At 35.0% G+C, this 26,492-nt stretch carries 32 protein-coding genes and 3 pseudogenes; 3 read left to right on the top strand and 32 right to left on the bottom strand.

Annotated features, from left to right (window positions below; translation table 11 throughout):
• Positions 1-242: 242 nt before the first annotated feature.
• Together CLV38_RS14110 and CLV38_RS11790 are read right to left on the bottom strand one after the other, a co-directional pair.
• Positions 243-368: a hypothetical protein gene (locus CLV38_RS14110; protein ID WP_281260062.1), complete on the bottom strand. Its 126-nt coding sequence runs from the start codon at positions 366-368 to the stop codon at positions 243-245.
• Between the two features lie 537 nt (positions 369-905).
• A complete protein-coding gene (locus CLV38_RS11790) occupies positions 906-3,227 on the bottom strand; it encodes an AAA family ATPase (RefSeq protein WP_106195849.1) in 2,322 nt (773 codons plus the stop codon).
• 437 nt (positions 3,228-3,664) lie between these two features.
• Between CLV38_RS11790 and CLV38_RS11785 the strand changes: the two genes are divergently transcribed.
• Together CLV38_RS11785 and CLV38_RS11780 are read left to right on the top strand one after the other, a co-directional pair.
• Entirely contained in the window at positions 3,665-4,513 is an 849-nt protein-coding gene (locus CLV38_RS11785) for an aldo/keto reductase (protein WP_106195846.1), read from the top strand.
• Positions 4,514-4,591: 78 nt separating this feature from the next.
• The gene (locus CLV38_RS11780; protein ID WP_106195843.1) at positions 4,592-5,230 is read left to right on the top strand and encodes an NAD(P)H-binding protein; all 639 of its coding nucleotides are present in this window, start codon (positions 4,592-4,594) and stop codon (positions 5,228-5,230) included.
• A gap of 137 nt (positions 5,231-5,367) precedes the next feature.
• Here the strand turns inward: CLV38_RS11780 and CLV38_RS11775 are convergent, their stop codons facing one another.
• The 30 genes and pseudogenes from CLV38_RS11775 to CLV38_RS11640 all read right to left on the bottom strand — a co-directional run bounded on the left by CLV38_RS11775 (position 5,368) and on the right by CLV38_RS11640 (position 25,695).
• Complete coding sequence (locus tag CLV38_RS11775) at positions 5,368-5,793, bottom strand: MerR family transcriptional regulator (RefSeq protein ID WP_106195840.1); 426 nt, start codon at positions 5,791-5,793, stop codon at positions 5,368-5,370.
• A gap of 358 nt (positions 5,794-6,151) precedes the next feature.
• Entirely contained in the window at positions 6,152-6,547 is a 396-nt protein-coding gene (locus CLV38_RS11770; protein ID WP_146129016.1) for a hypothetical protein, read from the bottom strand.
• Positions 6,548-6,707: 160 nt separating this feature from the next.
• Positions 6,708-7,559 (bottom strand): aldo/keto reductase, encoded by an 852-nt coding sequence (locus tag CLV38_RS11765; protein WP_106195836.1) that lies wholly within the window; start codon positions 7,557-7,559, stop codon positions 6,708-6,710.
• Positions 7,560-7,766: 207 nt separating this feature from the next.
• Positions 7,767-8,126, bottom strand: a complete 360-nt coding sequence (locus tag CLV38_RS11760) for a nuclear transport factor 2 family protein (RefSeq protein ID WP_170068893.1) — start codon at positions 8,124-8,126, stop codon at positions 7,767-7,769.
• A 261-nt stretch (positions 8,127-8,387) separates the two neighbouring features.
• Positions 8,388-9,215 (bottom strand): oxidoreductase, encoded by an 828-nt coding sequence (locus tag CLV38_RS11755; RefSeq protein WP_106195832.1) that lies wholly within the window; start codon positions 9,213-9,215, stop codon positions 8,388-8,390.
• Positions 9,216-9,316: 101 nt separating this feature from the next.
• Positions 9,317-9,805, bottom strand: a complete 489-nt coding sequence (locus CLV38_RS11750) for a flavodoxin family protein (RefSeq protein ID WP_106195829.1) — start codon at positions 9,803-9,805, stop codon at positions 9,317-9,319.
• 112 nt (positions 9,806-9,917) lie between these two features.
• Entirely contained in the window at positions 9,918-10,349 is a 432-nt protein-coding gene (locus CLV38_RS11745) for a flavodoxin (protein WP_106195827.1), read from the bottom strand.
• Between the two features lie 3 nt (positions 10,350-10,352).
• Positions 10,353-10,604: an NADPH-dependent FMN reductase family protein gene (locus CLV38_RS11740; RefSeq protein ID WP_106195824.1), complete on the bottom strand. Its 252-nt coding sequence runs from the start codon at positions 10,602-10,604 to the stop codon at positions 10,353-10,355.
• An 83-nt stretch (positions 10,605-10,687) separates the two neighbouring features.
• A pseudogene (gene licT / locus CLV38_RS11735) lies at positions 10,688-11,511 on the bottom strand (BglG family transcription antiterminator LicT).
• A 367-nt stretch (positions 11,512-11,878) separates the two neighbouring features.
• Complete coding sequence (locus CLV38_RS11730; protein WP_106195822.1) at positions 11,879-12,457, bottom strand: histidine phosphatase family protein; 579 nt, start codon at positions 12,455-12,457, stop codon at positions 11,879-11,881.
• Between the two features lie 47 nt (positions 12,458-12,504).
• Positions 12,505-12,915, bottom strand: a complete 411-nt coding sequence (locus CLV38_RS11725; RefSeq protein WP_106195820.1) for a MerR family transcriptional regulator — start codon at positions 12,913-12,915, stop codon at positions 12,505-12,507.
• Between the two features lie 227 nt (positions 12,916-13,142).
• The gene (locus CLV38_RS11720) at positions 13,143-13,472 is read right to left on the bottom strand and encodes a flavodoxin family protein (protein ID WP_146129015.1); all 330 of its coding nucleotides are present in this window, start codon (positions 13,470-13,472) and stop codon (positions 13,143-13,145) included.
• 16 nt (positions 13,473-13,488) lie between these two features.
• Entirely contained in the window at positions 13,489-13,620 is a 132-nt protein-coding gene (locus CLV38_RS14105) for a hypothetical protein (protein ID WP_281260061.1), read from the bottom strand.
• Between the two features lie 111 nt (positions 13,621-13,731).
• Positions 13,732-13,887 (bottom strand): SDR family NAD(P)-dependent oxidoreductase, encoded by a 156-nt coding sequence (locus CLV38_RS13990; RefSeq protein WP_281260060.1) that lies wholly within the window; start codon positions 13,885-13,887, stop codon positions 13,732-13,734.
• Positions 13,887-14,531 carry an NAD(P)H-binding protein gene (locus CLV38_RS11710; protein WP_106195816.1) on the bottom strand — a complete coding sequence of 215 codons (645 nt, stop codon included), beginning with the start codon at positions 14,529-14,531 and terminating at the stop codon, positions 13,887-13,889. Before CLV38_RS11710 ends, CLV38_RS13990 begins: the two co-directional genes overlap by 1 nt.
• A gap of 169 nt (positions 14,532-14,700) precedes the next feature.
• On the bottom strand, positions 14,701-15,408 hold the full coding sequence (locus CLV38_RS14245) for a dehydroquinate synthase/iron-containing alcohol dehydrogenase family protein (RefSeq protein WP_211295478.1): 708 nt from the start codon (positions 15,406-15,408) through the stop codon (positions 14,701-14,703).
• Positions 15,409-15,432: 24 nt separating this feature from the next.
• The gene (locus CLV38_RS14240) at positions 15,433-15,807 is read right to left on the bottom strand and encodes an iron-containing alcohol dehydrogenase (protein ID WP_211295477.1); all 375 of its coding nucleotides are present in this window, start codon (positions 15,805-15,807) and stop codon (positions 15,433-15,435) included.
• A gap of 117 nt (positions 15,808-15,924) precedes the next feature.
• Positions 15,925-16,908 carry an aldo/keto reductase gene (locus CLV38_RS11700; protein ID WP_106195813.1) on the bottom strand — a complete coding sequence of 328 codons (984 nt, stop codon included), beginning with the start codon at positions 16,906-16,908 and terminating at the stop codon, positions 15,925-15,927.
• Between the two features lie 134 nt (positions 16,909-17,042).
• A complete protein-coding gene (locus tag CLV38_RS11695) occupies positions 17,043-17,690 on the bottom strand; it encodes an NAD(P)H-binding protein (RefSeq protein WP_106195811.1) in 648 nt (215 codons plus the stop codon).
• A gap of 34 nt (positions 17,691-17,724) precedes the next feature.
• Positions 17,725-18,132, bottom strand: coding sequence for a MerR family transcriptional regulator (locus CLV38_RS11690; protein WP_106195808.1), 408 nt, complete (start codon positions 18,130-18,132; stop codon positions 17,725-17,727).
• A gap of 40 nt (positions 18,133-18,172) precedes the next feature.
• Positions 18,173-19,027, bottom strand: a pseudogene (locus CLV38_RS11685) (aldo/keto reductase).
• 55 nt (positions 19,028-19,082) lie between these two features.
• Positions 19,083-19,793, bottom strand: a complete 711-nt coding sequence (locus tag CLV38_RS11680) for a flavodoxin family protein (RefSeq protein WP_106195806.1) — start codon at positions 19,791-19,793, stop codon at positions 19,083-19,085.
• Positions 19,794-19,810: 17 nt separating this feature from the next.
• The gene (locus tag CLV38_RS11675) at positions 19,811-20,554 is read right to left on the bottom strand and encodes an SDR family oxidoreductase (protein WP_106195803.1); all 744 of its coding nucleotides are present in this window, start codon (positions 20,552-20,554) and stop codon (positions 19,811-19,813) included.
• Between the two features lie 359 nt (positions 20,555-20,913).
• Complete coding sequence (locus tag CLV38_RS11670; RefSeq protein ID WP_106195801.1) at positions 20,914-21,876, bottom strand: aldo/keto reductase; 963 nt, start codon at positions 21,874-21,876, stop codon at positions 20,914-20,916.
• Positions 21,877-22,013: 137 nt separating this feature from the next.
• Positions 22,014-22,601: pseudogene (locus CLV38_RS11665) on the bottom strand (aldo/keto reductase); the annotation flags it as partial.
• A 63-nt stretch (positions 22,602-22,664) separates the two neighbouring features.
• On the bottom strand, positions 22,665-23,402 hold the full coding sequence (locus CLV38_RS11660) for an SDR family oxidoreductase (RefSeq protein WP_106195799.1): 738 nt from the start codon (positions 23,400-23,402) through the stop codon (positions 22,665-22,667).
• Positions 23,403-23,430: 28 nt separating this feature from the next.
• Positions 23,431-23,748, bottom strand: coding sequence for a carboxymuconolactone decarboxylase family protein (locus tag CLV38_RS11655; RefSeq protein WP_106195797.1), 318 nt, complete (start codon positions 23,746-23,748; stop codon positions 23,431-23,433).
• A gap of 20 nt (positions 23,749-23,768) precedes the next feature.
• Positions 23,769-24,185 (bottom strand): cupin domain-containing protein, encoded by a 417-nt coding sequence (locus CLV38_RS11650; RefSeq protein ID WP_106195795.1) that lies wholly within the window; start codon positions 24,183-24,185, stop codon positions 23,769-23,771.
• A 2-nt stretch (positions 24,186-24,187) separates the two neighbouring features.
• Entirely contained in the window at positions 24,188-24,712 is a 525-nt protein-coding gene (locus CLV38_RS11645) for a flavodoxin (RefSeq protein ID WP_106195793.1), read from the bottom strand.
• A 104-nt stretch (positions 24,713-24,816) separates the two neighbouring features.
• Positions 24,817-25,695, bottom strand: coding sequence for a LysR family transcriptional regulator (locus tag CLV38_RS11640; RefSeq protein WP_106195791.1), 879 nt, complete (start codon positions 25,693-25,695; stop codon positions 24,817-24,819).
• A gap of 469 nt (positions 25,696-26,164) precedes the next feature.
• Here CLV38_RS11640 and CLV38_RS14100 point away from each other — a divergent pair, with 469 nt between their 5' ends.
• Complete coding sequence (locus CLV38_RS14100) at positions 26,165-26,299, top strand: hypothetical protein (protein ID WP_281260059.1); 135 nt, start codon at positions 26,165-26,167, stop codon at positions 26,297-26,299.
• Positions 26,300-26,492: the final 193 nt, after the last annotated feature.

Raw genomic sequence — 26,492 nt, 5'->3', positions numbered from 1 at the left:
TTAGCGGGTTTATTTAGTCTATACTATCATTCTTATTCGGTTTTTAAAATCATATCACATTATAGCTTCCGGAACGGCATTATTACAGAAGTAACGCGATAACACTTGATTGAAAAACTTGAGAAATTCTTTGACTACGTGTATTGAAACGGTTGTTCTTTGTTTGAACAGTCAGTTTTCGGTTAGACATACTAAAAAAACACCTTCCAGAAGGAAAGTGTCTTGAACTACTGTATAGAAACTTATTTAATAATAACCGGAGCTTTTCGCATAAATTTCTGATCGTTTTTTGCCGTACTTCTTTGAATATCTTTTCCGCCGCCTTGTTTATTCTGGATCAGCTTCTGCATTTTTTCTTTTGAAGTCATTCGTTCCACCACCTCTGTAGTTGCTGCTCTGTTCATTGCGATTCACTATTACCCTTTCATCTCTTGAGCAACACATGAAAAAAGGCACCAGCAGAATGCTGATGCCTTTTTGTAATGCAATACTAAATTTAAGTCGCAAATTGAGTGGTACTCGATTTCTTTCGAAATCTCCGTCCCATACTGTATCCGTAAGCGAATAAATTCGCAACCGCTCCAGCAATTAACGTTTTGAGAATTGTGGAGATTTACGTGCTTTTTTAAGACCTGGTTTTAGATTTGAAACTTTGAATAGGCTCGAATAACCTTGATAAATAAGCATTTCCAAGCTTTTTTATCTTAATGAATTTGAATAGATTTGAATGATATGTGTTCTAAAAATGTGTTCTAAATTAGGTAGTATATTTCGTTCATTCAATCTATTGATTTTTCATACTTCATATAACTTAAAAAAGGCATCTCATAGATCGAGGTGTCCTTTTTGTATGTAAGGAGTTGATGATTAGTTGGATCTATAACTTTATTACAAGGTAACTCGATTTAGATTAAAATGGCAATTTTACAATGACTATTATAATGATTTTTAGCAGAATTCTCATAGAAAAGTTGTTTAAATAACTCTAGAAGTTGATCTCTTGTTTTCCCAACTAATTCTGCTGACAAATCATCTATAGAATGAGAGTTAACATTAAAAAGTTTTTCCTGCTCCTCTTTATCTTTATAAAATGCTTGAGATTTTACATTGTTAAACTTTGTATATGTTTCAACGATACGACGCATTGTGTTAAGCATTGAGTTAATCAAGTTATTTTCATATAAAGACTCTAACTCTATCCAAAGATATTCATAATGAGTATTCAAATCTTCTTTTTCTGAAGTTATTTTGCGAAAAACTCCATTCATAATTCTATAAAAATTGTTTTTCGTATATTTTGATACTTCAATCGTTTTTGTTTTATCTTTAGTATCTATTTTTTTCTCTTTAAAGTATCCATGAGGTTGAATATTAAGATAAAAGTGAGCATTATGAGTTAAACAAATAAAGTAGTCCCTATTAGCATTGAAATTCTCGTTATAATTCCCTCGATAAAGCTTCTGCATTTCAGTAATAATGAGATACTGCATCGTATCATCGTTGGAATTCATTGGATCATCAAATATAATTATTTTCTTTTTTGTATGTCCCGCAACACTTAAATTCTCCATAAAATATAAAAAAGCAATAATATTTTTTTCTCCAGTAGAAATTTGATCAATTGGTCTAACACCATTTGTTCCGTCCTTAATCAAATAATGTTCAATTTCATTTTCATCCTTTTGCAGTTCCAATTGTAAGTCTGATTTCCCTGAATGCTTCAATCTAGTATTAATATTTTCAGCAAGGATACTTGTATTTTGAGTTTTTTTAAGCAGATTACTTTTTTCTAGTTCTAACTCATCAATTTGATATGTTAAATCTTTAATTGTACCTTTTGGGGGATTTGATTCACTTCCTAAAATAGCTGATTTTTTACTTTCTAATTCTGTACTCGAAATTCCAACAATTTTTTCTAGTTCTTTTAGTTTGAAAGATTCTAGTTCAAATCCTTGCCATTCAATTAAATAATCTTCTTTGAGATTTAGACATTGATATACATGATGCAGCCTAAGTGCTTCTCTACTTTTCGTCTGTTCATCATCTAATTTTTCACTATAATCATTATTTTCTTGGATAAGCTTACTTATCATCGCTATTTCTTTTGAAAAGCTCTCTGGAATGTCCATTTGTAAACTTGCTTTAATCATGAAATTATTCGATTGTTTTTCGCGTACTTCTATAATTAATAAGTTTAAATACTCAATAATTCCCTTCTGTTTCAATTTTAGTAATTCATTGCATTGTTTCACTTTATCTTTAAATGAGTTATAAAAATTATTCTCAATAAGTAAACCTAATTGTTTATATGTAGAGAATTCTTTTTCAAGTTTATCAACATGATTTCTTAGTTTTTCTTGGTATTCTTTAAGAACTGGTGCAGAAAAATAATTCTCTAATTGAATTGAACGTTCTGGAGCGTATGTATTTCCACAAAATGCACATTTATCACCAGGTTCATGTATTTTTCTACCAAAGTCGGCAAAGCTTTTTTTCTTAGAATCATTTCCAACTTCTTCAAGAATTGTAGTTTCTTCTATCTGATATTGAATTAGTTCATTAGTTTCATCTAATATTCTTTGAAAATCTGTCTTCGGAACCTTGAATGATTGAACTTCTTGTTTTGCTTGCTCTCTTAAAGTTTCTAAACTTTGCATGATTTCAGATTCATTTAGTTCCTTAACTTTTGGAATATCGCTGATAAAATAGTTTTTATTATAAGATGGAATCGTAATTTGAGGATTGTTCATTTGTTTTAATTTTCGTGCCATGTCTTGATAAAAACGATTAATTTCATTGTCTTTTTGTTCATAATTTTTTTTGGCATCGTTATTTTTTTTGAGTAGTTCGCTTATAATGATTCCGTCTTCTTCATACTCTGGCATCCAAGTTAAAGACTTATACTCTGATTCTAAGGGTTCTAATTTAACATTAAGTTTTTCAAGATCACTTTCTATTCCATCAAGTTTTCTCTTGATTTCAGCGTTTTCTGTCCCTAAAACAACAGCATTTAATTTGCTGTCAGTTAGGATACTTTCAAAACCAGTAAAAATTCTAATATCAAATTCTGATTGATATTGATCACGAATTAAATTTGTTAAAGTAGATTTTCCAGAACCGTTTTTTCCAAAGATAAAATTTTTATTTTTTAGTATCAACTCTTTATCTTTATCTAAATTAAAAACTGGACAACTTTGTTCACTTAAATCAACAGAAATTTCACTCATGCTACTACTTCCTTTCTACAAAAATTGCTTCAATTATTACAGATACTATTATTTTCAAATTAAATTGGAACAATTTAAGTATATCAAACTTTAATAAGAAAACCTTAACCAATAAAATTTTTTTAGCACTTCATTGAAATAAGGTGCTTTTTATATAGAAGTTGATAAAAATTACCCACTTAACTTTAGTTAGTCTCTTTGACGGAATCGGCGCCTTTAAAAATTTCCATTTGTTTCTAGTATAAGTCCTATCTAAATTATGATATTAATTCAAAGACAAGAAACAAATTCCAATTCGCACCGCAATATTCCTAACTTATACTTCTAATTCTATGTTTTAATAATGCTATTTAAGATAATAAAGTTGACTTAGAGTAACTCTAAAGTGTTATAGTCTATTTATGAACAAAATAATATAATAAATGGAGGAATTAATGATGCATACAGTTAAACTAAATAACGGTATCGAAATGCCTATCGAAGGGTATGGTGTTTTTCAAGTATCACCCGAAGAGACTGAGCGTTGTGTGACAGAAGCTCTTGAAGTAGGATATAGGAGTATTGATACAGCTGCTGCTTATGGAAATGAAGAAGCCGTTGGTAAAGCAATCAAACTTAGCGGTATCCCTAGGGAAGAATTATTTGTTACAACTAAATTATGGGTATCAGATCAAGGATACGAAAACACTAAATTAGCTTTTGAAACCTCTTTAAAAAAATTGGGCTTAGATTATCTTGACTTATACTTGATCCATCAACCTTTTGGCGACTATTATGGTTCTTGGCGTGCAATGGAAGACCTATATAAAGAAGGGAAAATTAAAGCGATTGGAGTTTCGAACTTTGAAGCAGATCGATTAGTTGACTTGATTTTAAATAATGACGTAGTTCCTGCTGTGAACCAAATTGAAGTTCATCCATTCTTGCAACAAAATGAAGCAAAAGCTGTGATGGAAGAATACGGGGTTCAAATTGAAGCCTGGGGACCTCTATCAGAAGGGGCAAACAACATTTTTGAAAATGAGCTCTTAAAAGAAATTGCTGAAAAACATCAAAAATCAGTCGCTCAAGTGATCTTAAGATGGCATCTTGATCGTGGTGTTATCATCATTCCTAAATCAGTTCGTAAAGAACGCATGCAAGAAAATCTAGCTGTTTTTGATTTTTCATTGGGTCAAGAAGACATCGAAAAAATTGCTACATTAGATTTAGGAAAAAGTACCATCATAGATCATCATAATGTTGAGGTTGTTAAACAATTAAACTCTTTAAACACTCCTCATTAAGGTAACTAAGCTTTTTTCAAACATTTTGTCAGAACAGTTTTTATAAATGTAAATTTTGATTAGTAGGAGGAATTATTTATGAAAGTTATGATTTTAGGCGCTGCTGGGCAAATTGGTAAAATGGTAACCGATGATCTATTAACTCAAACTGATTTTGATTTAGTATTGTATGGCCGAAATGTTTCTTCTCGGTTGTCAGCTAAAGCAAGTGATCGTGTTTCATTAGTTGATGGCGATTTTAAAGAATTGGATAAAATCAAAAAGCATCTTGTTGATGTAGATGCCGTTTATTTAAGCTTTGTTGCGGAAGACGATTTTATCAAATCGTTAGTTGAGCTATTAGAAGAAAGTGATGTTACTCGGTTTATTGCAGCAAGTGTTCCTGACTTGTATCAAGAAGTTACTGGTAAATTTCAAAAGTGGTATCGAGCCAATACGGGTATTATGTGGACGGCTCCACCTCGTAAGGCGGCTGACATTATTGAAGCCAGCAAGCTCGATTATGTCATCCTTCGAATAACTTGGCTTTACAATGAAGAAGGGAATACAGATCTTCATATAACAGAAAAAGGTGAGCCTTTTGTGGAAGCACAAGTTACTCGTCAAGCTGTTTCTCAATTTATAACTGATTTATTGACAGGAAAAGCTGATTACCACCAAGCAAGTTTAGGTTTGGGAGAACCTGATACAGAATTTGAAAAACCAAGTTTCTTCTAATTCTTGAGTTTTTATTATCCTTTGCCAAGACAATGAAACAAGACCTCCGAAATGTGTTTTTAATAAACACATTTTAGAGGTCTTATTTGCTGTTTCAAATTTGATTCCTTTATATGCTACAATTTAGACCTATTGATTCATAATCTCGTTAGTTCTTTTCTGATTTTATTCATTTCTGCTGGATTCCCTTTATCAAGAGTCTCTTTTCCATCTAATAAATTCTCATAAAAGTGTACTTTTTCTGCAAGAAACTGAGAACTTTGCTGTAGTTCTGCTAACTGCGCATTTACTTTTTCTTGTTGGTCTTTTATTATTTCCAATCTTTCAGGAATTGCTGCTTCACCGACAAGACACAAATCAACATATTTTTTGATTGCTTCTACTGACATCCCACTATTTCTCAATGCCTTAACACCTTGTAGCCACCCTATTGTATCTTCATCAAATAAACGTACATTGTTTTCCCCTCTTTTTAAGCCGGGGATCAACTCTTTATCTGTATAAAAACGAACGGTATGAGGATTCATTTCTAATTGATCAGCAACTTGTTTTACCGTATACATAAAAAAACTCCTTTTTCTATTGGGTTAGCTAAACTCTAACGCGTTACATTCATTCTAGCAATAAAGATGAAATAATCAATGAAGTTTTCGCATACAGTTAGAAGAACGTGAAAAAATAACGATTGATAGACCAATCAAGTCGTATTCATTCATGCCTCAGACTTGAATGTCTTGATTGTTATTCATTTCAACTTCTTTATTTTATAATCGTTTTTCATTACTTTCTATCATTTTGCACCGCATTCTGATAAACGCGTAACATGTTATCTAGCGGTTTCTCTCTTAACAAAACAGTTTTAAGGTATATTCTAATTAGATTTTTGGAATAGGGCATTTATTACGTTAAAGTAAACTCATCCTATTTATAAAACGTACAGCTCATAAAAATTATAGCCTCTTCATTCATCCTTAGACTTTGCATTTTGCACAACTCTCCTTTTATTTTACCAAAAACATAGCGTGGTATCCCTAAAGTCTGCTCGCTTTCCTCTAAATTAATTCCAATTAACTTTAGTGTAGGAAAATAAGCTATTTCACCAACTGCCGAATACTCCCTCACTTGTCCTGAAATATCCAGTTGACATTGCTCGGAGAAGTAGCCAGTTCCATCATTTGTTTTATGAAATAAAATCAGAAAGCATAGGTCTGCTAAATGTTTTCCTGAAAAATAAAGGTCTCTGGAAAGGATTACTTCACAGGTGACATCCCCCATACTGAAAAATATTTTTTTGTTTTTTAGCTTCAATTTCTTCACTAACATCCTTTCTCCAATCAGTATAAAAAATGATTTCTAAGCCTTAAATTCAATTAAAATCATACACCATGTAGTCCAGTTTATAGCAAGAAAAACATACAAAAAAGCTTAAGATTTATAGAATCCTAAGCTTTTTTGAGTAAGTCATAAGTTACTATTTTTAAACATCTATTCTTCGGCTGGCCATCCATTTGATCATTTGGGGATCAGAATGAGAGAAAAACTGACTTTCTCCTTCATTTAAAGCTGCAATTTTTTCTTTATCATCATCACTTAAAGAGAAATCAAACACATCTATATTTTGTGCCATGCGACTTGGATTCACCGATTTTGTGAGAACAATAATATCTTGCTCTACTAACCAACGGACAATTACTTGTGCAACTGATTTATTGTATTTTTTTCCAATCTGAGTCAAGATTTTATTTTTGAAAATATCATTTTTACCTTCCGCAAACGGTGCCCAAGCTTCGACACTGATTCCTTCTTCTTTCAATGCTGCAATATTGGCTGTTTGCTGTTGGAAAGGATTAATCTCGATTTGATTCACTTGTGGAACAACTTTATTAAATTCTGCTAAATCGACCGCACGATCTACCGCAAAATTAGAAATACCGATAGCACGAATCTTTCCAGATTCCTGCAGTTCTTCCATCGCTCGCCAAGCGCCATATACATCGTTGAAAGGTTGATGCAAGAGCAATAGATTGATATATTCTAGTCCCAAACGATTTAATGAACGTTGAAAAGATTCTTTCACGCCCTCATAAGAGACATTTTCTACCCATATCTTAGTTGTTACAAAGATTTCTTCTCTAGGAATGCCTGATTTAACGATGCCTTTTCCCACAGCTTCCTCATTCATATAGGATTGGGCAGTATCAATATGACGATAACCTGCTTTTATCGCTTCAAATACTGCATCTTCAGCTTCTTGTGGGTCTGTGATTTGGTAAGTTCCAAAGCCCAAAATAGGGATTTCAACGCCATTATTCAACTTGATTGTTTGCATATTAACTACCTCTTTTTCATTTTATTTTTTGTTTAAAGTGTTTCATTTTCTATGATTCTTCTATTTGCTGACTAAAGTATACTCCTTAGAGTGAACTTTATAGCAAGCGATATACTTGAAATTTTAGTGAAATTTTTTTGATTGAATTTATTAAAGCGAGCACCAGTGCAAGCATTTATCTTTTTCTATTGCTTATTATTGCTGCTATCAATAGTTGATTTTTGTATAGGAGAAAGAAGCCAACTTAAGTTTCTCATTTATTTTTGTATAGACCTCGGTAACTACAAAGGGATTGATTACTTCATTACCATCTACAATAGCTGTCAATTTTACTTGATTTAATAAGACAACCAGCGTATCGAATTCGTGAATGCTTTTTTCTTTGAAACTTACATCTTTGTAGATAATTTTTCCTGCTTTTAGCACATCCATTTCTTCGTCTCTTGTTAGAGTGACACCCATATGCACAAAGACTGCATTTGAGTGAACTAAATCCATTAATTTATCGGCATTAGCTTCTTTTAAAGCTTGCCATATTTTGTCAGAAATTTCTATAACCTTTTCCATCCTATTCATCCCCTATTCTTAATTGTTTTCACTTAGTAATAAAATCGGTAAATCATGATAGATATACTTAAATAGTTGAAGCTATCTTATCATAGACAATCAAAGGTTTTAAACTGTTTCGTCCGGCCTCATTTTCAAAATTAGAATCTCATCAGATTTCCAGCTCACCCTTATATAAAACAAAAAATTGTGTTATATAGAAGCATCATTTTTACCATACCACAAGGAAGATAAAAATTTGCTGGCTTTTTAATGGTTTTCTTACTCGTAATCTGTTTGGGTACTAATTTCTTTCCACTGCTCTGTTTGTTTTAGTCTTTCCTGAAAGACTTCTGTTGCAAAGGAAACGGCATCACTGCCTAATAACAGCCTTCTTGGATAATCGTTTTTTTGGATCATCTCTACAATGATTTGCCCTACTTTATCAGGATCACCTATTTGATTATGCGGATCGATAAGATTTTCTTTCCGATTTTTAGCGGCGGTTTCTTTATAGTCCTCAATAAAAATACTGCTGCCTTTTAAAGAATCCCCACTAAAACGAGTGCGAATAGCTCCCGGCTCAACAGTCATGACTTTTATCCCAAGAGATTCTGCCTCCATTGCAAGGATTTCACTGATACTGTCCAAAGCTGATTTAGCCGCTGCATAATATCCTGAGCCTACAATGCCTTTAATGGCAGAAATTGAGGTAATGTTAATAATGGATCCGCTTCTTCTTTTTCGCATTTGCGGCAATACCCATTTGATAAGCTCAACAGGGCCAAAAAAGTTGGTTTGAAACAACCTCGCTACTTCTTTAGTTTCCCCTTCCTCAACAGCTCCTCGGTAACTGTAGCCGGCATTATTGACTAAAATATCTATTCCGCCAAATTTTTGTGTTGCTTCTTCTACAGCACGTTGCATACTAGTTTGCTGATTCAAATCTAAGTTCAATGCAATAGCTGTCTTTGGATACGCTTTGATCAAACTGTCTAGTTTTGTGCTGTCTCTAGCGGTTACAATTGCCTGATCCCCGATTTCTAGTACTGCTTTTGCAATACTCTGACCTATTCCTGAAGAACATCCTGTAATTAACCATGTTTGCATGATTTTTCCTTCTTTCCTGTCTTGTATCAGCTGGTTGTTATCCTTCAAATTTCGTTCATTATCACTTCGAAAAAATAAATACTTTTATTCAATTTGCAATTTTAATTCATTTTATGGTGCAATACCTCATTCAATTGCGAAACTTCATCATCCATAGAGGCTATCCCAACAAAGTTCATTCCAAATCGTGAAGCTACATGATTCAAAGTATTGTATATGGTGGTGAGTGCCGCATTTTGATCTGTCGCCGATCCTTGAGCAATCACATACAAATCAGCACCTTTTAATTCTTCACTTACACTTAAATGATCAATAAAGGTTTTTAAATAGCCCGATATATCCGACCAATAGATTGGTGTACCAATTAACAAAATATCTGCAGCTTTTATTTGGTTCCAAATGTATTCATAATCTCCAGTTCCTTTACCGACTTGTGGAATTTCATATTCAGCCAAATTCACTTGTTTATACGGTAAATCTCCAAAAAGTTCTTTCGCCAAGAGTGTAGTCTTTCCATCTGCATTTTTACTGGCGTTAAGAAAAATTCGTTTATCATTTTTGCGTCCATGTGCAGCTTTTGAGAATTCCATTTATTTCGTCCCCTTTCAATTCGTTTGTGTAACAGCCAGTTTACTGACTAAATCAAATAACTCATAAATTTTTTATCCCTGGAAGTTATTTATGATGAGATAAACTCAAATATCAATATCCTATATCTGTTAACCAATCTACTACTTCCTGTTGCGCATTAGGTACATCGTTTCTTGAAATCGTTAAGCCATTGTCGATTTCAACAATCGCATTTGGTTCCAGTTCAGCAATAGCTTCTCTTGTCCCGGTAAATTCGCTGCCGCCATGAGCGTTGAATGGAATAATGGTTTTTCCTGAAAATTCAGTATCCTCTAAGAAACTATAGACTACACTTGGAAGATCATATACCCATATTGGATAACCAAATAAAATAGTGTCATAGTCTTCTAAATTTTCGATTTGATTCGCAATTTCAGGTCGGAAATTATTTTCATTTTCAGCTTCTCCTTGAGCAACTAATTCATCATGGTCTCCCGGATATGCATCTACAGTATTTATTTGAAACACGTCAGAACCCATTTGCTCTTTGATCCAGTAAGCCATTTGTTAAACATTTCCAAGCACTTCATCTTCATCAGTGACTACGCGACTAGAGCCAGCAACTGCATCTACTCCCCCTGTCTCTGGCATCGAGAAATAAACAATCAATGTACGCTCAGGATCCCGTTCTTCAGATATAAAATCTTGGCTATTTCCGGTACTAACCGAACTAGTTGCTTCCTGTTGCTCATCAGGAGCGCATGCAGTTAAAACAAGTACAGTAGAAGCTAATAACGTAGTTTTAATAATGGTCTTCATTTAGTTCCCTTATGGTTTTATGCTATCCATTTAGGTTTTGCCTGCATGACCAGTCACAATCCTAAAATATGGACATTATTCAATTACTGCGTTAGACGATGTATGTGTATAGTCAGATAGACAATTTCTTCTCTCCCTACTGGATAATCGTACGTAGTTTCAACGTAATGTCTTATCTTTTCAGCACACGAAAGTGCATCAGGATAACTTAGTTTAACTTGTTCAAGCAAAAAAGAATCACTTGTTCCTTGTTGCATGTTATCTACAACCCGCTTTGCAAAATACTGCAAATGTGTTACAAATCGGTTATAAGAGATACAATCTTCATCAAAAATAATTCCATAATGAATCCGAACAATATTCAAGATATCTTGAACCATTCGTACCATTTTCATGGTGTGTTCTAATAAATGTCCTTCTTTCTGTGCATTCACTAGATGTAATGCAATGGATGCAGCTTCATTTTCATCAAGAATGAAACCCAACTTCATTTCAATTAATTGAAGCGCCTCTTTTCCAATTTGGTACTCTGTTTTATACATTTTTTTATTTCCCATGCTAAAGGATTGGTCACTTCAAAGCCATTTTTATATCGTTCAATCGCAAAATGCAAGTGGTCAGCTAATGTGATATATAAATTTGATTGAAAAATCTGCCCCAAATTTTCTTCTGCTAACTGAATGATGTCTAAAACTAATTCTACTTCTTCTGTAGGCAAGTCACGGTAAATTTCTGAAAATGAAGAATTCCCATCGTTTAAACTAAACGTTTTATCAATTAAAGATAGCTCTAATTCATCTTTTAGCTTCTTTTGAAAACCAATTCCGCGACCCATGACAATAACTTCTTCACTATTTGCATCCACAGCTTGAATAACATTATTGTTAATTACCTTAACAATCCGCATAAACCATCCTTTCCTTTCACATAAAATAACAAAAAACCTAAACAGATACCAAACAAAAATAGCCCTAGCCTACACTTTCAGCCTATTTTGATCTCGTATATGTTTAGGTTTTGCCTGCACGACCAGTCACAATCCTTTAAAAGGGTTGTAACACTTCCTAAACATGTTTGCAAGCGCTATTTTACAGAAAATTTGTCCGTGATACAAAATCAAAGCTAAACTGTGATATCCTCAACTCTTATTTGTCAATCTCTGTCAGAAACACTCCCATTCCGCGTTGCAGTTAACGTACTTAAATATGTCTGTTTTTTCTTGAGTATTTGTGGATGAGTAAAATAACAAGATTAGTTCATTTCTCTTAAATGTTCTATAAAGCTGAAAAATCATGATTGATGATATCAAGTAATTCAAAACGATTATTAGCGTACTCAAATTTTAAAATACAACAATTTCCTAAGCGTTCTTTTTGGTCTACATCACTTGTATGTGCCCAGTTTCTCATAAATTGTCTGCAAGCTGCGCCATGAGATACAGCTAACACGGTTTGCTTTTTTTCTTCTTTCATTAATTTCATCAGCGTTTGAGAAACTCTCTCTCTGAATTGCAGCTCTCCTTCTCCGCCATAAGCTACGAAAAAGTCTCCATAAGGCAAAGGTGGATTCAAATATTCATGTTCTGCTTCAAATATTCCAAAATTCCATTCCTTTAATCCTTTAATTCTCTTGTAATCTTTATTTGTTACAAGTTCTAATGTGTCACACGCACGTTCAGAAGTTGAGGAATAAGCACGATCAATAGTTATTTTATTATCAGAAAAATAGTTTCCTGCTATGGTTGCTTGGTTTTTCCCTTTCTCTGTCAGCGGTGAATCACACCAACCTTGTATTTTCTTTTGTTGATTAAAAAAAGTTTCACCATGCCTCATTAAATACAATGTTTTTGACAATTGACTCCCTCCGTCTTTCCTATTCATTTAAATTTTTTTCCAACCACTTAGTCCTGCAAATTTTCATACTGCTCATTCTCAATGCCTAATTTTTCTTTTTCATATTCAAGCATATGCGTATCAAAACTATCCAGTTTATATTTTAAATAATCGCGTGCCTCTTCGAATTCCTGAATACTTATATTGATGTCATTCAGTTGATCCGCCAAAATTGTTTTTCTGGTCTCTAATGTTTTCCCACCTTGTTTTGATAATTCTGTATAATCAACCAATCGTTCAATCGTGACTCCAGCTTGTCTAAGCACTTTTGCAAAATACACCCAGTTCAAATCTTTTTCCGTAAAGTCTCGATAACCGTTCTTGTCTCGATTCACTGGAGGAATGACACCTATCCGCTCATAGTAACGTAAAGCGTCTGTTGAAATATTATATTTTTCGCTCACTTCTTTTATATTCATACTGATCCTACCTTTATAGAAAAAATATACACCAGCTGACTAAGCACCTGAATCGCTCACAATGGAACCATCCAGATGTTGCTAGTCTCTTACTGATTTGTCATACAGAAATTATTTCTGTATTGTTATTTTGTGGTTCTTACCATCCCAATCAAACATTCAACAGCTGATGATTGGGTTAGACAGCGTCATGGACCAATTTGATAACCAAGATAGACCCAGTCATATTAACTCAAATCTGGCATATCCGTATTGATTTCCGGAAAATCACCGCTATCTCTTTCTTCATTAGCTCGTTCGACCGTTTTATCATAATCTTCAGGATATGGATTAGATAATGTTAATTCTAACATATCTGCATTCATTTCATTACAAATCATTTTCACCAGATTTTCTGTGTTTCCACTTCGAGAAAAGTAAATAATAATGGAATCCGCATCTTCCGTTAATACTTTCATAGGAGCTTTCTCACGATGCATGCTTTCTTCATCCTCATTTCCAGTGCAACCCGCCAACAAAAATAGAACAGCAACTATTGTAAAAATTACTTTTTTCAATTGCCTGCCCCTTTCTCTATTGGATTTGTTTTGTAGGGCGGATAATGACTTCATTCCAAGTAGTATCGATTGGCACTTCAATGATTTGTTGAATAGCCGTTGCAACAAGTTCTACTGGAATTCCAAAATTCCCATAAAATTTTTTCATAGTTTTCCTTTAATGTAGGATCACTCACCGAAGACAACAATTCGGTATTTATCGCTCCTGGAGAAATAATGGAGATCCGAATGTTAGATTCATCTTGTGCCATTTCTTCTCTTAAAGATTCACTGATTGCCCGAACTGCCACCTTGGTGCTGAATAAACCGCTCCCCCTGCGTGAGCATAATGTCCTGCAACAGATGAGATACTAATAATGTGACCGGATTTTTGTTCATCCATATAAGGAAGGACCTCTCCAAAAAGACCATTCATTAGTAGACTGGTCGATCTTCTCCTTGAGTTTCTGCATCAGCTATTCCGATACTATCATTTTTAGCAAATTCAGGATCTTGAACAATACGTACCACTACATCTGCCATACTTTGTCTAGAGCCAGAAACACCGTTGTATACTTCATTTTTATGTGTAATGATATATTTAACTTCATCGCGATCATTTAACCATGGCAAACGTAAAGACGTATAATCTAATCCTGATTTTTCTAATAATTCATCTGAACGAATTGCTGTAGGCAAACCAGAAGCAATGGCTTCTTTATTCCAACGACCAAATTCTCCCTCTACTTCATCATAAATTCCAAGTTCATTTGACGAGATGATACGTCTAACATTTTGATCTTTCATTGCCTCAATGACATTTTTAGTAGTTGTATTCTCTTCATCGTGGTCAACAAAAGCTACATAAACAATATCTTGTCCTGACATGGCAGCTTTTAAGGCTTCTAAATCATTGCTGTCTCCTTCAATAATTTTAACACGATCTCCAGCTAAGCTGCTCAAACGACTACTGTTGCGAAGATATAAGGTCAACTCTGTATCATCTTGCTCCTTTAATAGTCTATCTATAACGATTCTTCCAATTTGTCCATTAGCGCCTATAATTAATACTTTTTTCATTATAAACATCCTTTAATTTTATTTTATTATATTTCTTAGAGCAACTTATTCATCCATTTTCCAAACTCTTTCACTTGTTCGCCCATTAGAGCTGAATTTTGCCTATGATTTGATTGACTCTATACCACATAGTGAGACCAGCAACATTTCCATCCTAAATTGGACTTTATTATGATCGCATTGCTTTAGAAATAATGGTTTTTAAATCCTCAGGTTTAAGTGTAGTTTCAATCGGTATTTCATCGATGGAATGAGAAGAATCCTTTCCATCAAAATACATATCTATTCCAAAATTGGAAAATATATCTACCAGTCGTTTTGTAGATTCTGAAATTTCACCTTCAAAATTAAATACATCTTGGTAATATGCTTGAATATCATCTAGATGGTATTGTGCCATGACTTCCAAAAAACGTGGAAACAGTGTCGTTAAACTTTTACGGTAAGTCGAACCAAATAATACTTCAGGTATAAACTCAATTTCGTAAATTTCATAAGGGTAATTTTCTTCCTTACCAAGACCCAACCAGCCTGAAGTAGAAAGCGCAGCGCCATACAAAATAGTTCCTCTTGCATCAGCATTATTTGGATTCTCTTGCACTGTTTTTGTTGCTTTTAAAACATTGCTGATGACAGAAATACCCATTTCATAAGATACTGGGTTTCTATCTTCAATCGTTGCAGCAGATAATTGTACTAAAGTAACCAGACCCGTATAAGCTGTCATCTCGGCATCAAGAGACATTGAGTATCTTGGAACCAGCAATGCGACATCTGCTGCGATTCCATAAGCGGTGCCAAATTCATTTGTCCTTTCGTCTGTCGAAACAGCTCCCAGTCCAAACTCCGACCCGCTAGAAGGATACGTTGGGATCAAAACTAATGGAAGTTTTTCTAACCCCTAAGGATTTTTATCATTTTTCAGATAGTCCCACAGTCCTGCTTCATGATAAACACCAAAAGCAATCAGTTTTGCAGCATCCATTATACTTGCCCCGCCAGCCCCAATAATCAGCTCAATCTGATTATTTTGCGCAAAACGAATTCCCTCTTCAATGACCGAAAATTCGCGAGATGCACTTCCAAATGCATGAAATACTCCTCCGCTGGCTAAGACAGTTTTTTTCACATCTTCAAAGGATCTGTTCTTTTTTACTGAACCTCCTCCGAAGACAAACATCACCTTTTTACCATTAATCATTTTTTGCAAATCTTCGGAAGGGTCATTTCGAAATAAGAGCTTCGTGTCATTTCTTAATTGAAAATCCTTCACCATAATCTCCCCCTTTTCCTATATAATCTTGAAGTACCTAATGCTTTTACCATTCAAGAATCGCGATGAGGGAAGAACAACCTTTCTTTTTGATTCAATGAAATTTTTTATTACCATTCGTTACTTGCCTACTCGATCTGCATAATCTTTAGGATAACGTTCTCCCGAAATGACAATTTTTGCCAATGCGTCATTTAAACGATTCATTTCTTCTAGAGTCAACACAACATCAGCTGCTCCAATATTTTCTTCCAACCTTTCTAATTTACGAGTACCGGGAATGGGAACAATCCATTCCTTCTGATAGAGTACCCAAGCAAGGGCTATTTGAGCCATTGTTGTGCCTTTCTCAGCAGCAATCTTTTGCACCAAATGCACTAGAACTTGATTTGCTTCAATATTCTCTGGTGTAAAGCGAGGGACCACGCTGCGGAAATCATCGCTGCCAAATGTTGCATCCTTTGCAACATTTCCTGTAAGAAACCCTTTTCCTAAGGGACTGAATGGAACAAAACCGATTCCTAATTCTTCAAGAGTTGGCAACAATTCTTCTTCAGGAGCCCGCCACATCATGGAATACTCACTTTGAACAGCTGTAAGTGGTTGAACCTTATGTGCGCGTCGGATGGTCTGAACACCTGCTTCAGAAAGACCCCAGTGTTTTATCTTACCTTCTTTAATCAAATCCTGCATCACTCCGGCTACTTCCTCAATCGGCACATTAGGATCAACACGGTGTTGATAGTAAAGATCAATCGTATCAATCTGGAGACGTTTCAGCGAGCCTTCAACGGAGAGTCTAATTTGTTCTGGCTTGCTGTCAAGCACCTGTTTAAAATTTTTCATTTGGATACCAAATTTAGTTGCAATAGATACCTTTTCTTTATAGGGAGCAAGTGCTTCTCCTACTAGCTCTTCATTTATATAAGGACCGTATACCTCTGCAGTATCGAAGAAAGTGATTCCTCGATCTACTGCATTGTGAATAAGTGAAATCATTTCTTTCTTATCTGAAGCCGGACCGTAACCATGGCTCATACCCATACAGCCTAGTCCCAGAGCAGATACTTCTAATCCATCTTTTCCTAATTTTCGTTTTTGCATTGAAAGCTACCTTCTTTCTTTGTATAGCAATAATATTTCCCGAGTTTTATATTCTTAAACGGCGTTGTATTTTTTTCAAGGTATCTTCTTCAATCTTATTGAATGAAGAGGATTATTTTTTTAAACTTCTTGTCTTAATAAAAGGAAGGTTTGTCTAACTTTTCAGAACCTATTTCACTTATACCTAAGCTTTCTCTATTATAAATTAATTCGTGGTCTTCAATAATATCTGCAATTGTACGAGCTACTGCTTCCCTTGTTACTTGTGCCCCAATGAAAGGTTCTCCTTTTTTAGTAACTTGATAAGATAAGTTGGTAGAATCGTTGTATAACCAAGTCAAACGCAACAAAGTGTAATCTAAGTCTGACGTTTCAATCAATTGTGCAGCCTTCTTTTGTTCTTCCATTCTTGGACTGGAACCAATCATCGCATTGTTCCATTCACCAAATTCACCTCCAACTTCATTATAAATCCCAAGAATCGATGCTCCAATAATTCGTTTAACATCGTTATTTTTCATTGCTTTTATAACATTTTTAACTGCCTGAGCATTTCCCATATCATTTAGGTAAACCGCATCAACATTTTTCATCGCTTCACTCAACAGATCCGTATCTAAAAAATCCCCTTCTATAATCTCTTCACGGTTACTATCGCTCACGATGATTCGTTGCTTGCCATTTCGCGCATAAAGAACGACGTCATGGTCTGTTTCTTTTAATAATGTGTCGGTTAACTTCTCTGCGATTTGTCCAGCAGCTCCTAAAATAAGAAATTTCATTTATTTTGCCTCTTTTCTTACAGCTTTTGTTGTTTTATTCCGTTTTTTCTATATTGTCATTGTCTATGTGCAATTTTTCCTTCTCAAATTCAGCCATATGCGTATAAAAGCTGTCTACCTTATATTGCAAATAGCCTCTAGCTTCTTCTAAATCTTTGATATGCTGATTGATCTCTTCCAATTGATCTGTTAAAATTTGTTTTCTTGTTTCTAAGGTTTTCCCACCTTGTTGTGATAACTTACCGTAGTCAACTAGTCCTTCAATTGTCACACCTGCTTTACGAAGAACTTTTGCAAAATAGACCCAGTTCAAGTCTTTTTCAGAAAAGTCTCTATATCCCTTCTCGTCTCTATTCACCGGTGGGATGACTCCAATTCGTTCATAGTATCTGAGCGTATCTGTTGAGATACCATATTTTTCACTTACTTCTTTAATATTCATGTTTTTTCACTCTCTTATTGTAAATATTTTTGATACATACTTAATCTGTATTTCTAGACATACCAGTAAGCCGTTCAATTGCTGCAGCGTCACGGTGATCAAAGAAACTAGATTTATTTTCATCCAATGTAGTGATTTCCTGCATATCTTCAGCCGTCAATTCGAAATCAAAAATAGCAAAATTCTGTTGCATACGTTCGACATTGGCTGATTTGGGAATAGCTACGATTCCACGTTGTATATTCTACCGTAAAATAACTTGCGCAATTGATTTGTTGTACTTGTCCCCAATTTTTTGCAGTCTGTCATTATGGAACAGATCATTCTTCCCCTCTGCAAATGGTGCCCAGCCTTCTACCTGCACACCTTTATCTTTCATCACTTGGATATCTTCTTCACGTTGGAAGAAAGGATTGATTTCAACTTGATTGACCGCTGGAGTTACTTCGTTGAAAGCAATCAAATCTAATAAGCGATCTGGATAAAAATTCGCCAACCCTATTGCGCGGATCTTTCCTTCTTTGTACAGTTCTTCCATAGCTCTCCATGAACCATAAACGTCATTTAATGGTTGATGGATCAAATAAAGGTCTAAATAATCTAATTCCAATTTGTCTAAAGAGCGCTGAAACGCTGCTTTTGTACCTTCATATGTTGCATCACTGATCCATAATTTTGTTGTAATAAATAATTCTTCACGTGGCACTCCACTACGCTTAATGGCTCTGCCAACCGCTTCTTCATTTCCGTAAGAGGCTGCTGTATCAATTAATCGGTAACCATGTTGGATGGCTTGATAAACAATCTCTTCGCATTCTTCTAAATCCGTAATTTGAAATACACCAAATCCTAAAAGGGGCATTTTTACTCCATTATTCAATGTTGCATAATCCATAAACTATTCCTCTTTTCTTTTATTTTTTATAGCTGTTTAATATCTATCATTTAAACTAATTTTCTAACCAGTCTGCGACTTCATCCTCTGAAGAAATCACATCTCTATCTTCAACCGAAAAACTCTCTTCTATCGTACTGTTTGGTAACATTTCCTGCATTCTTTCGATGCTATCTCCTTCACCATAACCTGCATTTGATGAGAATGGATGAATATCTTTACCATCCAGCATCTCTCCATAGCTTTCCAAGAAACTGATGATTGGATTTGACAACGTCATAGCCCAAGTTTGATAGCCTAAATAGATACGATCATATTGACTCAAATCATGCATTTCTGTATTAATTTCCGGAAATTCTTCATTTTCTCTTTCTTGGTTCGCGCGGTCAACTGTTTCCTCGTAATTTTCAGGATAAGGGTTTGTAATCGTCAATTCTAATACATCAGCGTCTGTCTGTCCTTGGATCATCTTCACTAAATTCTCGGTGTTTCCACTTCTTGAAAAGTAGATAATAAGCGCATCGGCATCTTCCGTTAAAATCCTCATTGGTGCTTCATTACTATTCGTATCCTGACCATCTGACTTTGCCCCTCTACCATATTCATTAGTGCCAATGATTTCAGTCATCGATGAAGATTGTGCGGATGACTCTGAACGGCTTTCCTCATTGTTGCTTTCACGATTCATACTGTTCTCATCTCCATTTCCTGTACACCCTGCAAGTAAAAATAAACTAGTAAACGTAGCGGCAATTATTTTTTTCAATCTCATCCCTTCTTTCATTATTGAATTTGTTTCGTTGGACGGATAATGATTTCATTCCAAGTGGTATCTTCCGGCACCTCAACTACTTGCTGGATAGCCGCAGCGACTCGATTTACTGGAATACCAAAATTATCATAAAATTGTTCATAGTTTTTCTTCAAGACTGGATCCGTCACAGAAGATAATAATTCGGTATTGATAGCTCCAGGAGAAATAATCGTGACACGAATATTCGATTCATCTTGCGCAACTTCTTCTCTTAATGATTCACTAATTGCACGAACAGCCCATTTAGTTGCTGAGTAGACAGCTCCTCCTGCATGAGCATAATGTCCCGCAACAGATGAAATGTTGATAATATGTCCTGATTTTTGTTCATTCATATAAGGAAGTACTGCACCAATACCATAAAGCGTTCCTTTGATATTGATATCAATCATATTGTCCCAATCTTGAATACGCTTATCTTTCAATGGTGAATGAGGCATAATTCCTGCACTATTGACTAAAATATCAACTTTACCAAAAATATCGACAGCTAGTTGAATCAAATCTTCTACTTCTTGACCATTCGTTACGTCGGTCACTCGATACAGTGCTTCACCGCCACTAGACTTAATTTCTTCAGTGATTTCTTTTAATTTTTCTTCTCGTCTTGCGCCTAAAATGACTTTTATTCCATGTGCGGCTAATAATTTTGCGGTTGCTTCACCAATTCCACTTGAGGCTCCAGTGATTACTGCTACTTTATTTTCTGTCATGATTGTTCCTCCTTCGTTATTATAAGTACAGTGTACACCTTATAGTCGACTCCAATGCAACTAAAAAGATTGTTTTTAACTAAATTTATTAAGTCTAATTTACTTGAAAGGACATAGCTGTTTCTGTTTATTCTTCTTTTTCACAACAATAGAAGTTAATATCCCTATAGAACTTTACCGTGATCCGGGTATTGACGAGTCTATTAATAATTCAGATGTAACCATTTCTGTTATAATCAAAAATTTATTCTAAAAAATCTTCCTTTGCATGAGCCTTTCAATGCTCAGTACAGAGGAAGATTTTTCGTTTATGGCAACGATTGTTTAATCACTACTGAATAGTACGCGCTTTCTTTGAATTAAAAATATGTCTCATCAATTTTCATTTGTTCAAGAGAGGTATTGATTTTCTTCATATCTTCATGAGATAAAGAAATTTCCATAGCACCGAGATTTTCTTCTAAACGATGAAGTTTAGTTGTGCCAGGAATCGGAACAATATAATCACGTTGTGCAAGTTCCCAAGCCAAAACGATTTGCGCTGATGTGGCTTGCTTTTCTTCTGCAATTTCTGCCAGCAAATCCAGTACAGCTTGATTTTCTTCCATTACTTCTGGTTTAAACCGCCCCATAAAGCTCCGGAAATCTCCCTCTTCATACTTCATATTCTTAGAATACTTACCGCTTAAAAATCCATTGCCTAACGGGCTGTAGGCAACAAACCCGATTCCTAGTTCTTCACAGATAGAGAACAATTCTTTCTCAGGTTCTCTCCAAACCATTGAATATTGGTTTTCTATAGCTGCTAATGGACAAACAGCATGTGCTCGACGCAAGTAATCAATGGGTGCATTAGAAAGCCCCCACTGCAAGATCTTCCCTTCTTTTATTAAATCTTCCATAACTTGCGCAACTGCTTCTGGTTCTACATTAGGATCAACTCGATGTTGATAATACAAATCAATATAATCCACATCTAGACGCTTCAAAGACCCTTCTACTTGTTCCCTAATAGATGATGGCTGACTGTCTAAAATATTTTGCGGAGCTCCATCAATAACTTCTTGACCGGTAATTCCAAACTTAGTAGCAATCACCGCTTTATCTCGAATGCCTTTTACGGCTTGTCCAAGTACGATTTCATTGCCTTCACCGTAAACGACTGCAGTATCAAAAAAGTTACCGCCTAAATCAATTGATTTACGAATCAGATCAATCATTTGTTTTCGATCAGCTGGCTTGCCATAAGCATGATCCATCCCCATCAATCCTAACCCGATGGACGAAACTTCCAGTCCGTTTCCTAAAATTCTTTTTCTCACTTTTTTTCCTCCTGACTTTCCTCTTAGCAGTATGGGTAAAAAGCTTTTACTTTCCTGCTCCAGTTAAGGATTTAACTATTTCTGAATCATAATGAGAGAAAAATAAGCTTTCTTTTTGGTTTAATGTCAAAATCATTTCCATATTTTTCACCAATGATTTTCAATGTTTCATTAGTAAAGAAATCATTTTTACCTTCAGCAAATGGTCCCCATGACTCAATTTGCGTATTGTACTCTTGCATGATTTTTTGTGCTTCTACTTGTTGATTAAACACATGTGTTTCCACTTGGTTCAACTTTGGGGTTATTTCACTAAATTCAGCAATATCAATAAAACGATTTGGATAGAAGTTGATCACTCCGATAGCACGTATTTTACCAGCGTTATAATATTCTTCCATCGTTCAGTAAGTACCATAATAATTATTAAAGGGCTGATGGATCAACAATCAATCAAGATAGTTCGTTTGCAATAAGCGCAGCGATTTCTCAATAGACTGTTTTGCCTTTTCGTAGCCGGTATCTGAAATCTATACTTTTGTGGTGATAAAGAATTCTTCGCGAGGAATACTGCTCTTTTTCACAGCATTTCCTACTGCGGATTCATTTCCATAAGCTTGTGCAGTGTCAATTCAATGATAATCTACTTCTATCGCTTCACTTACGACACGTTTGCATTCTTCTAGATCTTTTATTTGATAAATCCCACAATCTAAAATCGGCATTTCTACTCCATTCGATAATGTGTCTGTCTCTACCCTCGATACTCCCTATTCGTTTAAATACTTTTACATGGCTTGCTTTGTTGGTCGAATAACAATTTCATTCCAAGCCGCATCTTCTGGTAAATCAATCGCTTGTTTGATTGTTAAAGCTACTCGATCAGCAGAGATGCCATAATTTTGATAGAAATCTTCAAAATTACTTTGGAACTCTTTGTCTGTAACTGATTCTAGTAATTCGGTATTGATAGCACCTGGTGAAATAACAGTCACTCGGATATTGGAGCCATCTTGTGCAACTTCTTCGCGTAACGACTCGCTGATGGCGCGAACAGCCCATTTAGTTGCTGAATATACGGCACTTCCGACATGTGCCATATATCCTGCAATAGAAGAAACATTGATGAATTGTCCAGATTTTTGTTTCTCCATATATGGAAGAGCTGCTCCAATACCATACAACGTTCCTTTGATATTGATATCGATCATGGCATCCCAGTCTTCGATTTTCTTTTGTTTTAACAAGGATTGTGGCATGATCCCGGCATTGTTCAACCAAACATCGACGCGTCCGAATTTATCCATAGCCAACTTCGCTAAATCTTCCACTTGATCTATTTTAGTCACATCCATTACTGCATAGACAGCTTCACCGCCAAGTTTTTCTACCTCTTGAACTAGATCTTTTAATAAATTTTCACGACGAGCTCCTAAAACTAATTTCGCTCCGTCTTTTGCCATAATTTGAGCAGTTGCTTTCCCAATACCACTTGATGCTCCTGTAATCACGATAACTTTTGACATTTATTTTTCCTTCTTTCTTCAAACTAGTTTAATCTTCATTAAAGATTTCTTTTGCTAACGTAAATGCGGACCAAGCTTTTGGCCAACCTGTATAAAAAGCTAAATGGGTGATCAATTCTACCATTTCAGTTTTTGTTACCCCGTTTTGTTTCGCCATTTTCAAATGTGCTTCTAATTGAGGCGCCCCTTGAGTCATTAAACTTGCGCAAGTAATCATACTGCGGTCATGCGGAGATAATTCAGACTCTCTAGACCATACTTCTCCAAATAAGACATCATCATTTAATTCCGCAAATTGAGGAGCAAATTCTCCTAAATTGTCGCGACCTGCTGTTTGTTTTGCCATCGTTTGTCCCTCTTTCGCTATTATTTTTCTGCTAGTTTTGAATAAATTTCATCAGAAACAGGTTCTAACCATTCTGGCGTACCAGCTGTTATGGCAATATGTTCAAACCAGCTATCTTTTGTTGCTCCATGCCAGTGTTTTACACCATCATGCGTAACGATCACATCGCCAGATTTCAAGAATTGTGCTGGTTCTCCTTCTTCTTGATACCAGCCTTCGCCGCCAGTTACTAATAACAATTGGAAGCCGTCATGGTGAATATGCCAATTGTTTCGACATCCAGGTTCAAATGTCACATTTCCAACTCCAACATTCACTTCTGGATCAGAAATTAAATTATTCAAATAGCTCTGTCCTATAAAGTATTGTGAAAATGCCTCATTTTTTTCTCCTATTGGGAAAATCACACCATTTTTTACTTCTTCATGTTTTGTCATTTTTACATTCCTCCGTTTTGTTGATATTGAATCAACCAATTTTCTACAGCTTTATCTGCCTTATGAACTCTAGAGCCTCGTACAGGCAAACCTTGCATGATTGTTGAATTTGGACAAAGCTTTTTTAATTCGAACATACTACTGCCAAATGCACTGCCTTCATGTGTACAAAATGGATAAATCGTTTTATCGGAAAGGTCATGGCTCTCCAGAAAATGAGCAACAACCATCGGAAAAGTACCACACCAATTTGGAAACCCCAGAAAAATCGTGTCATCTTCATCTATATTGACTTCAAGCTCCTTAAATAGCGGACGTAGTTGCTGCTGCTTTTCCTTTTCCGCCATTTGAACCAGTTGTTCGTATTTTTTTGGGTATTCTTCAATTGGAATAATCTCCATTAATTCCGCATGTATGTTGCTTTCAATTTTTTCTGCTAACACCTTTGTATTTCCAATTGAGAGAGTGGTAATTTTACCATTCACAAAGTTTTCATACTTTCTAGAAAAATAAACAATTTTTGACACTATTTTCACCTCAAAAAAACTGTAACTAAACTCATTTCGCTTACAAGTTTATGTTACAGCTGAATATATGTGTCGTCCAATACTTCTTAAACAGGGGTGCATGCTTAAAGAGCATAGTTGAACTTTTCTATTAATTTATGGACTGTCGGTGAAAGAATAGTATTTTTCTTCCAAACTAAAACACAATTGGTTTTTATTTCTGGAACTAATGGTAAAAATTTTACATTCTCTGATTTTCTATGTGAAATAGCTCCTTCAATAGTCAACGCTGAGCCTACTCTATTTTCTACAAGAGAGAATACGTTAAAAATCAGATTGAACGTTCCTATAATATTTAATTCTTTTTCTTCTATTTCTGCCCATGAATAAAACATATTTTGAACCTCTAATCTAGCAGAACATAACAGTGGGATCCCGACAAGCTCTTCTACTGTTAGATCATTTTTGTTAGCTAAAAAAGATTCGTTTGATACAAGCAACCCCCATCTTTCTTGCCTTGGCAGAACAATTTTATCATATTTTTCTGTAGAAACTGGTTCAAGTAATAACGCAACATCTAATAATCCTTTGTCTAATTTTTCAATAATATCATCACTTGTTCCACTAACAATATTGAAACTTATTTGCGGATGGTCAGCAATCAGTTCTTCCAAAAACAGTGCTAAGGTGTCAGAATTATCTGCTTCTACACATCCAATCGAAATATGGCCGCTCAAAAGTCCTTGTTTTTTATTCAGAAATTCCTGTTCAGTTTTGTCGTTCAATAGCAGGATTTCTTCTGCTCGTTTCTTAAGGAACATACCCGTTTCTGTCAAAAACATTTTTTTGTTTTCTCGAATAAAAAGATCTGTTCCCAGCTTTTCTTCAAATTCTTTTAGCTGTCTGCTAAGTGTCGGTTGCGTAATATGTAACACTCGTGCAGCTTGGGAGATATTCTGTTCTGCCGCAATGGTTAAAAAATATCTTAACATCCTGATTTCCATTAATCATCCCTCCAAAAGCCAGTCAAATTTCTTCAAACTTTGTTCTGTTTGTATGATCTGCTAATAACTGATTTCTTTCTGAAATCGTTTGTTCGCCTTTTTGAAATAGATTTAAATAGATTTAAATAGTTCACAAGCACTTCAATTGGCAAGCTGGCATTTCTCACTTGTCTGGCAAAAATAAGCCATCTTATTTCTTCTTCATCGAACATTCTGACACCATTTTTGTTTCTTTTTACAGCTGGAATCAAACCAATTTTTTCGTACTAAAGAATGGTATCAGGTGTTGCTCCGCTTTATTTGCTAGCTTCTCTTATTTTCATTTTCTTTCTCCTTTAAAAATCACCTATTTAGTTAAAGGATGAAGTAAAAAGCAAAATAAAGCAACTGCTAAACTTGACCTAGAGTGCACTCCAAAGAATACAATAAAAATGTAGTCATTCAATTGAATTTACGATGAGGAAAATGCATGGAAAAAACATGGTTTATTACAGGCGTAAGTAGTGGGTTTGGTTATGAGCTAACGAAACAATTATTGGATAAAGGGAATACAGTTATCGGTACTGTCCGCAACAAAGAAAAAGCAACAGATTTTTTGTCATAATGAACTGTCAAAAATAACAATATGAAAACATCTATTTTGTTATTTAGTGCTGTTTATCACAATCTAATTGAGTATTGCGGACAGTTTGAGCCTCCAGGGGGGGTGCGGATGTTTTCTTGGACTTTTTTAAGCAACTAAACCTAGATTCTTTCTGTATTCAATCGGACTGAGTCCTCCAAGGGATATCTTGATT

The organism is Alkalibacterium olivapovliticus (assembly GCF_003003275.1).
GTDB classification, from domain to species: domain Bacteria; phylum Bacillota; class Bacilli; order Lactobacillales; family Carnobacteriaceae_A; genus Alkalibacterium; species Alkalibacterium olivapovliticum.
This window is presented reverse-complemented; position numbering and strand designations above follow the sequence as displayed.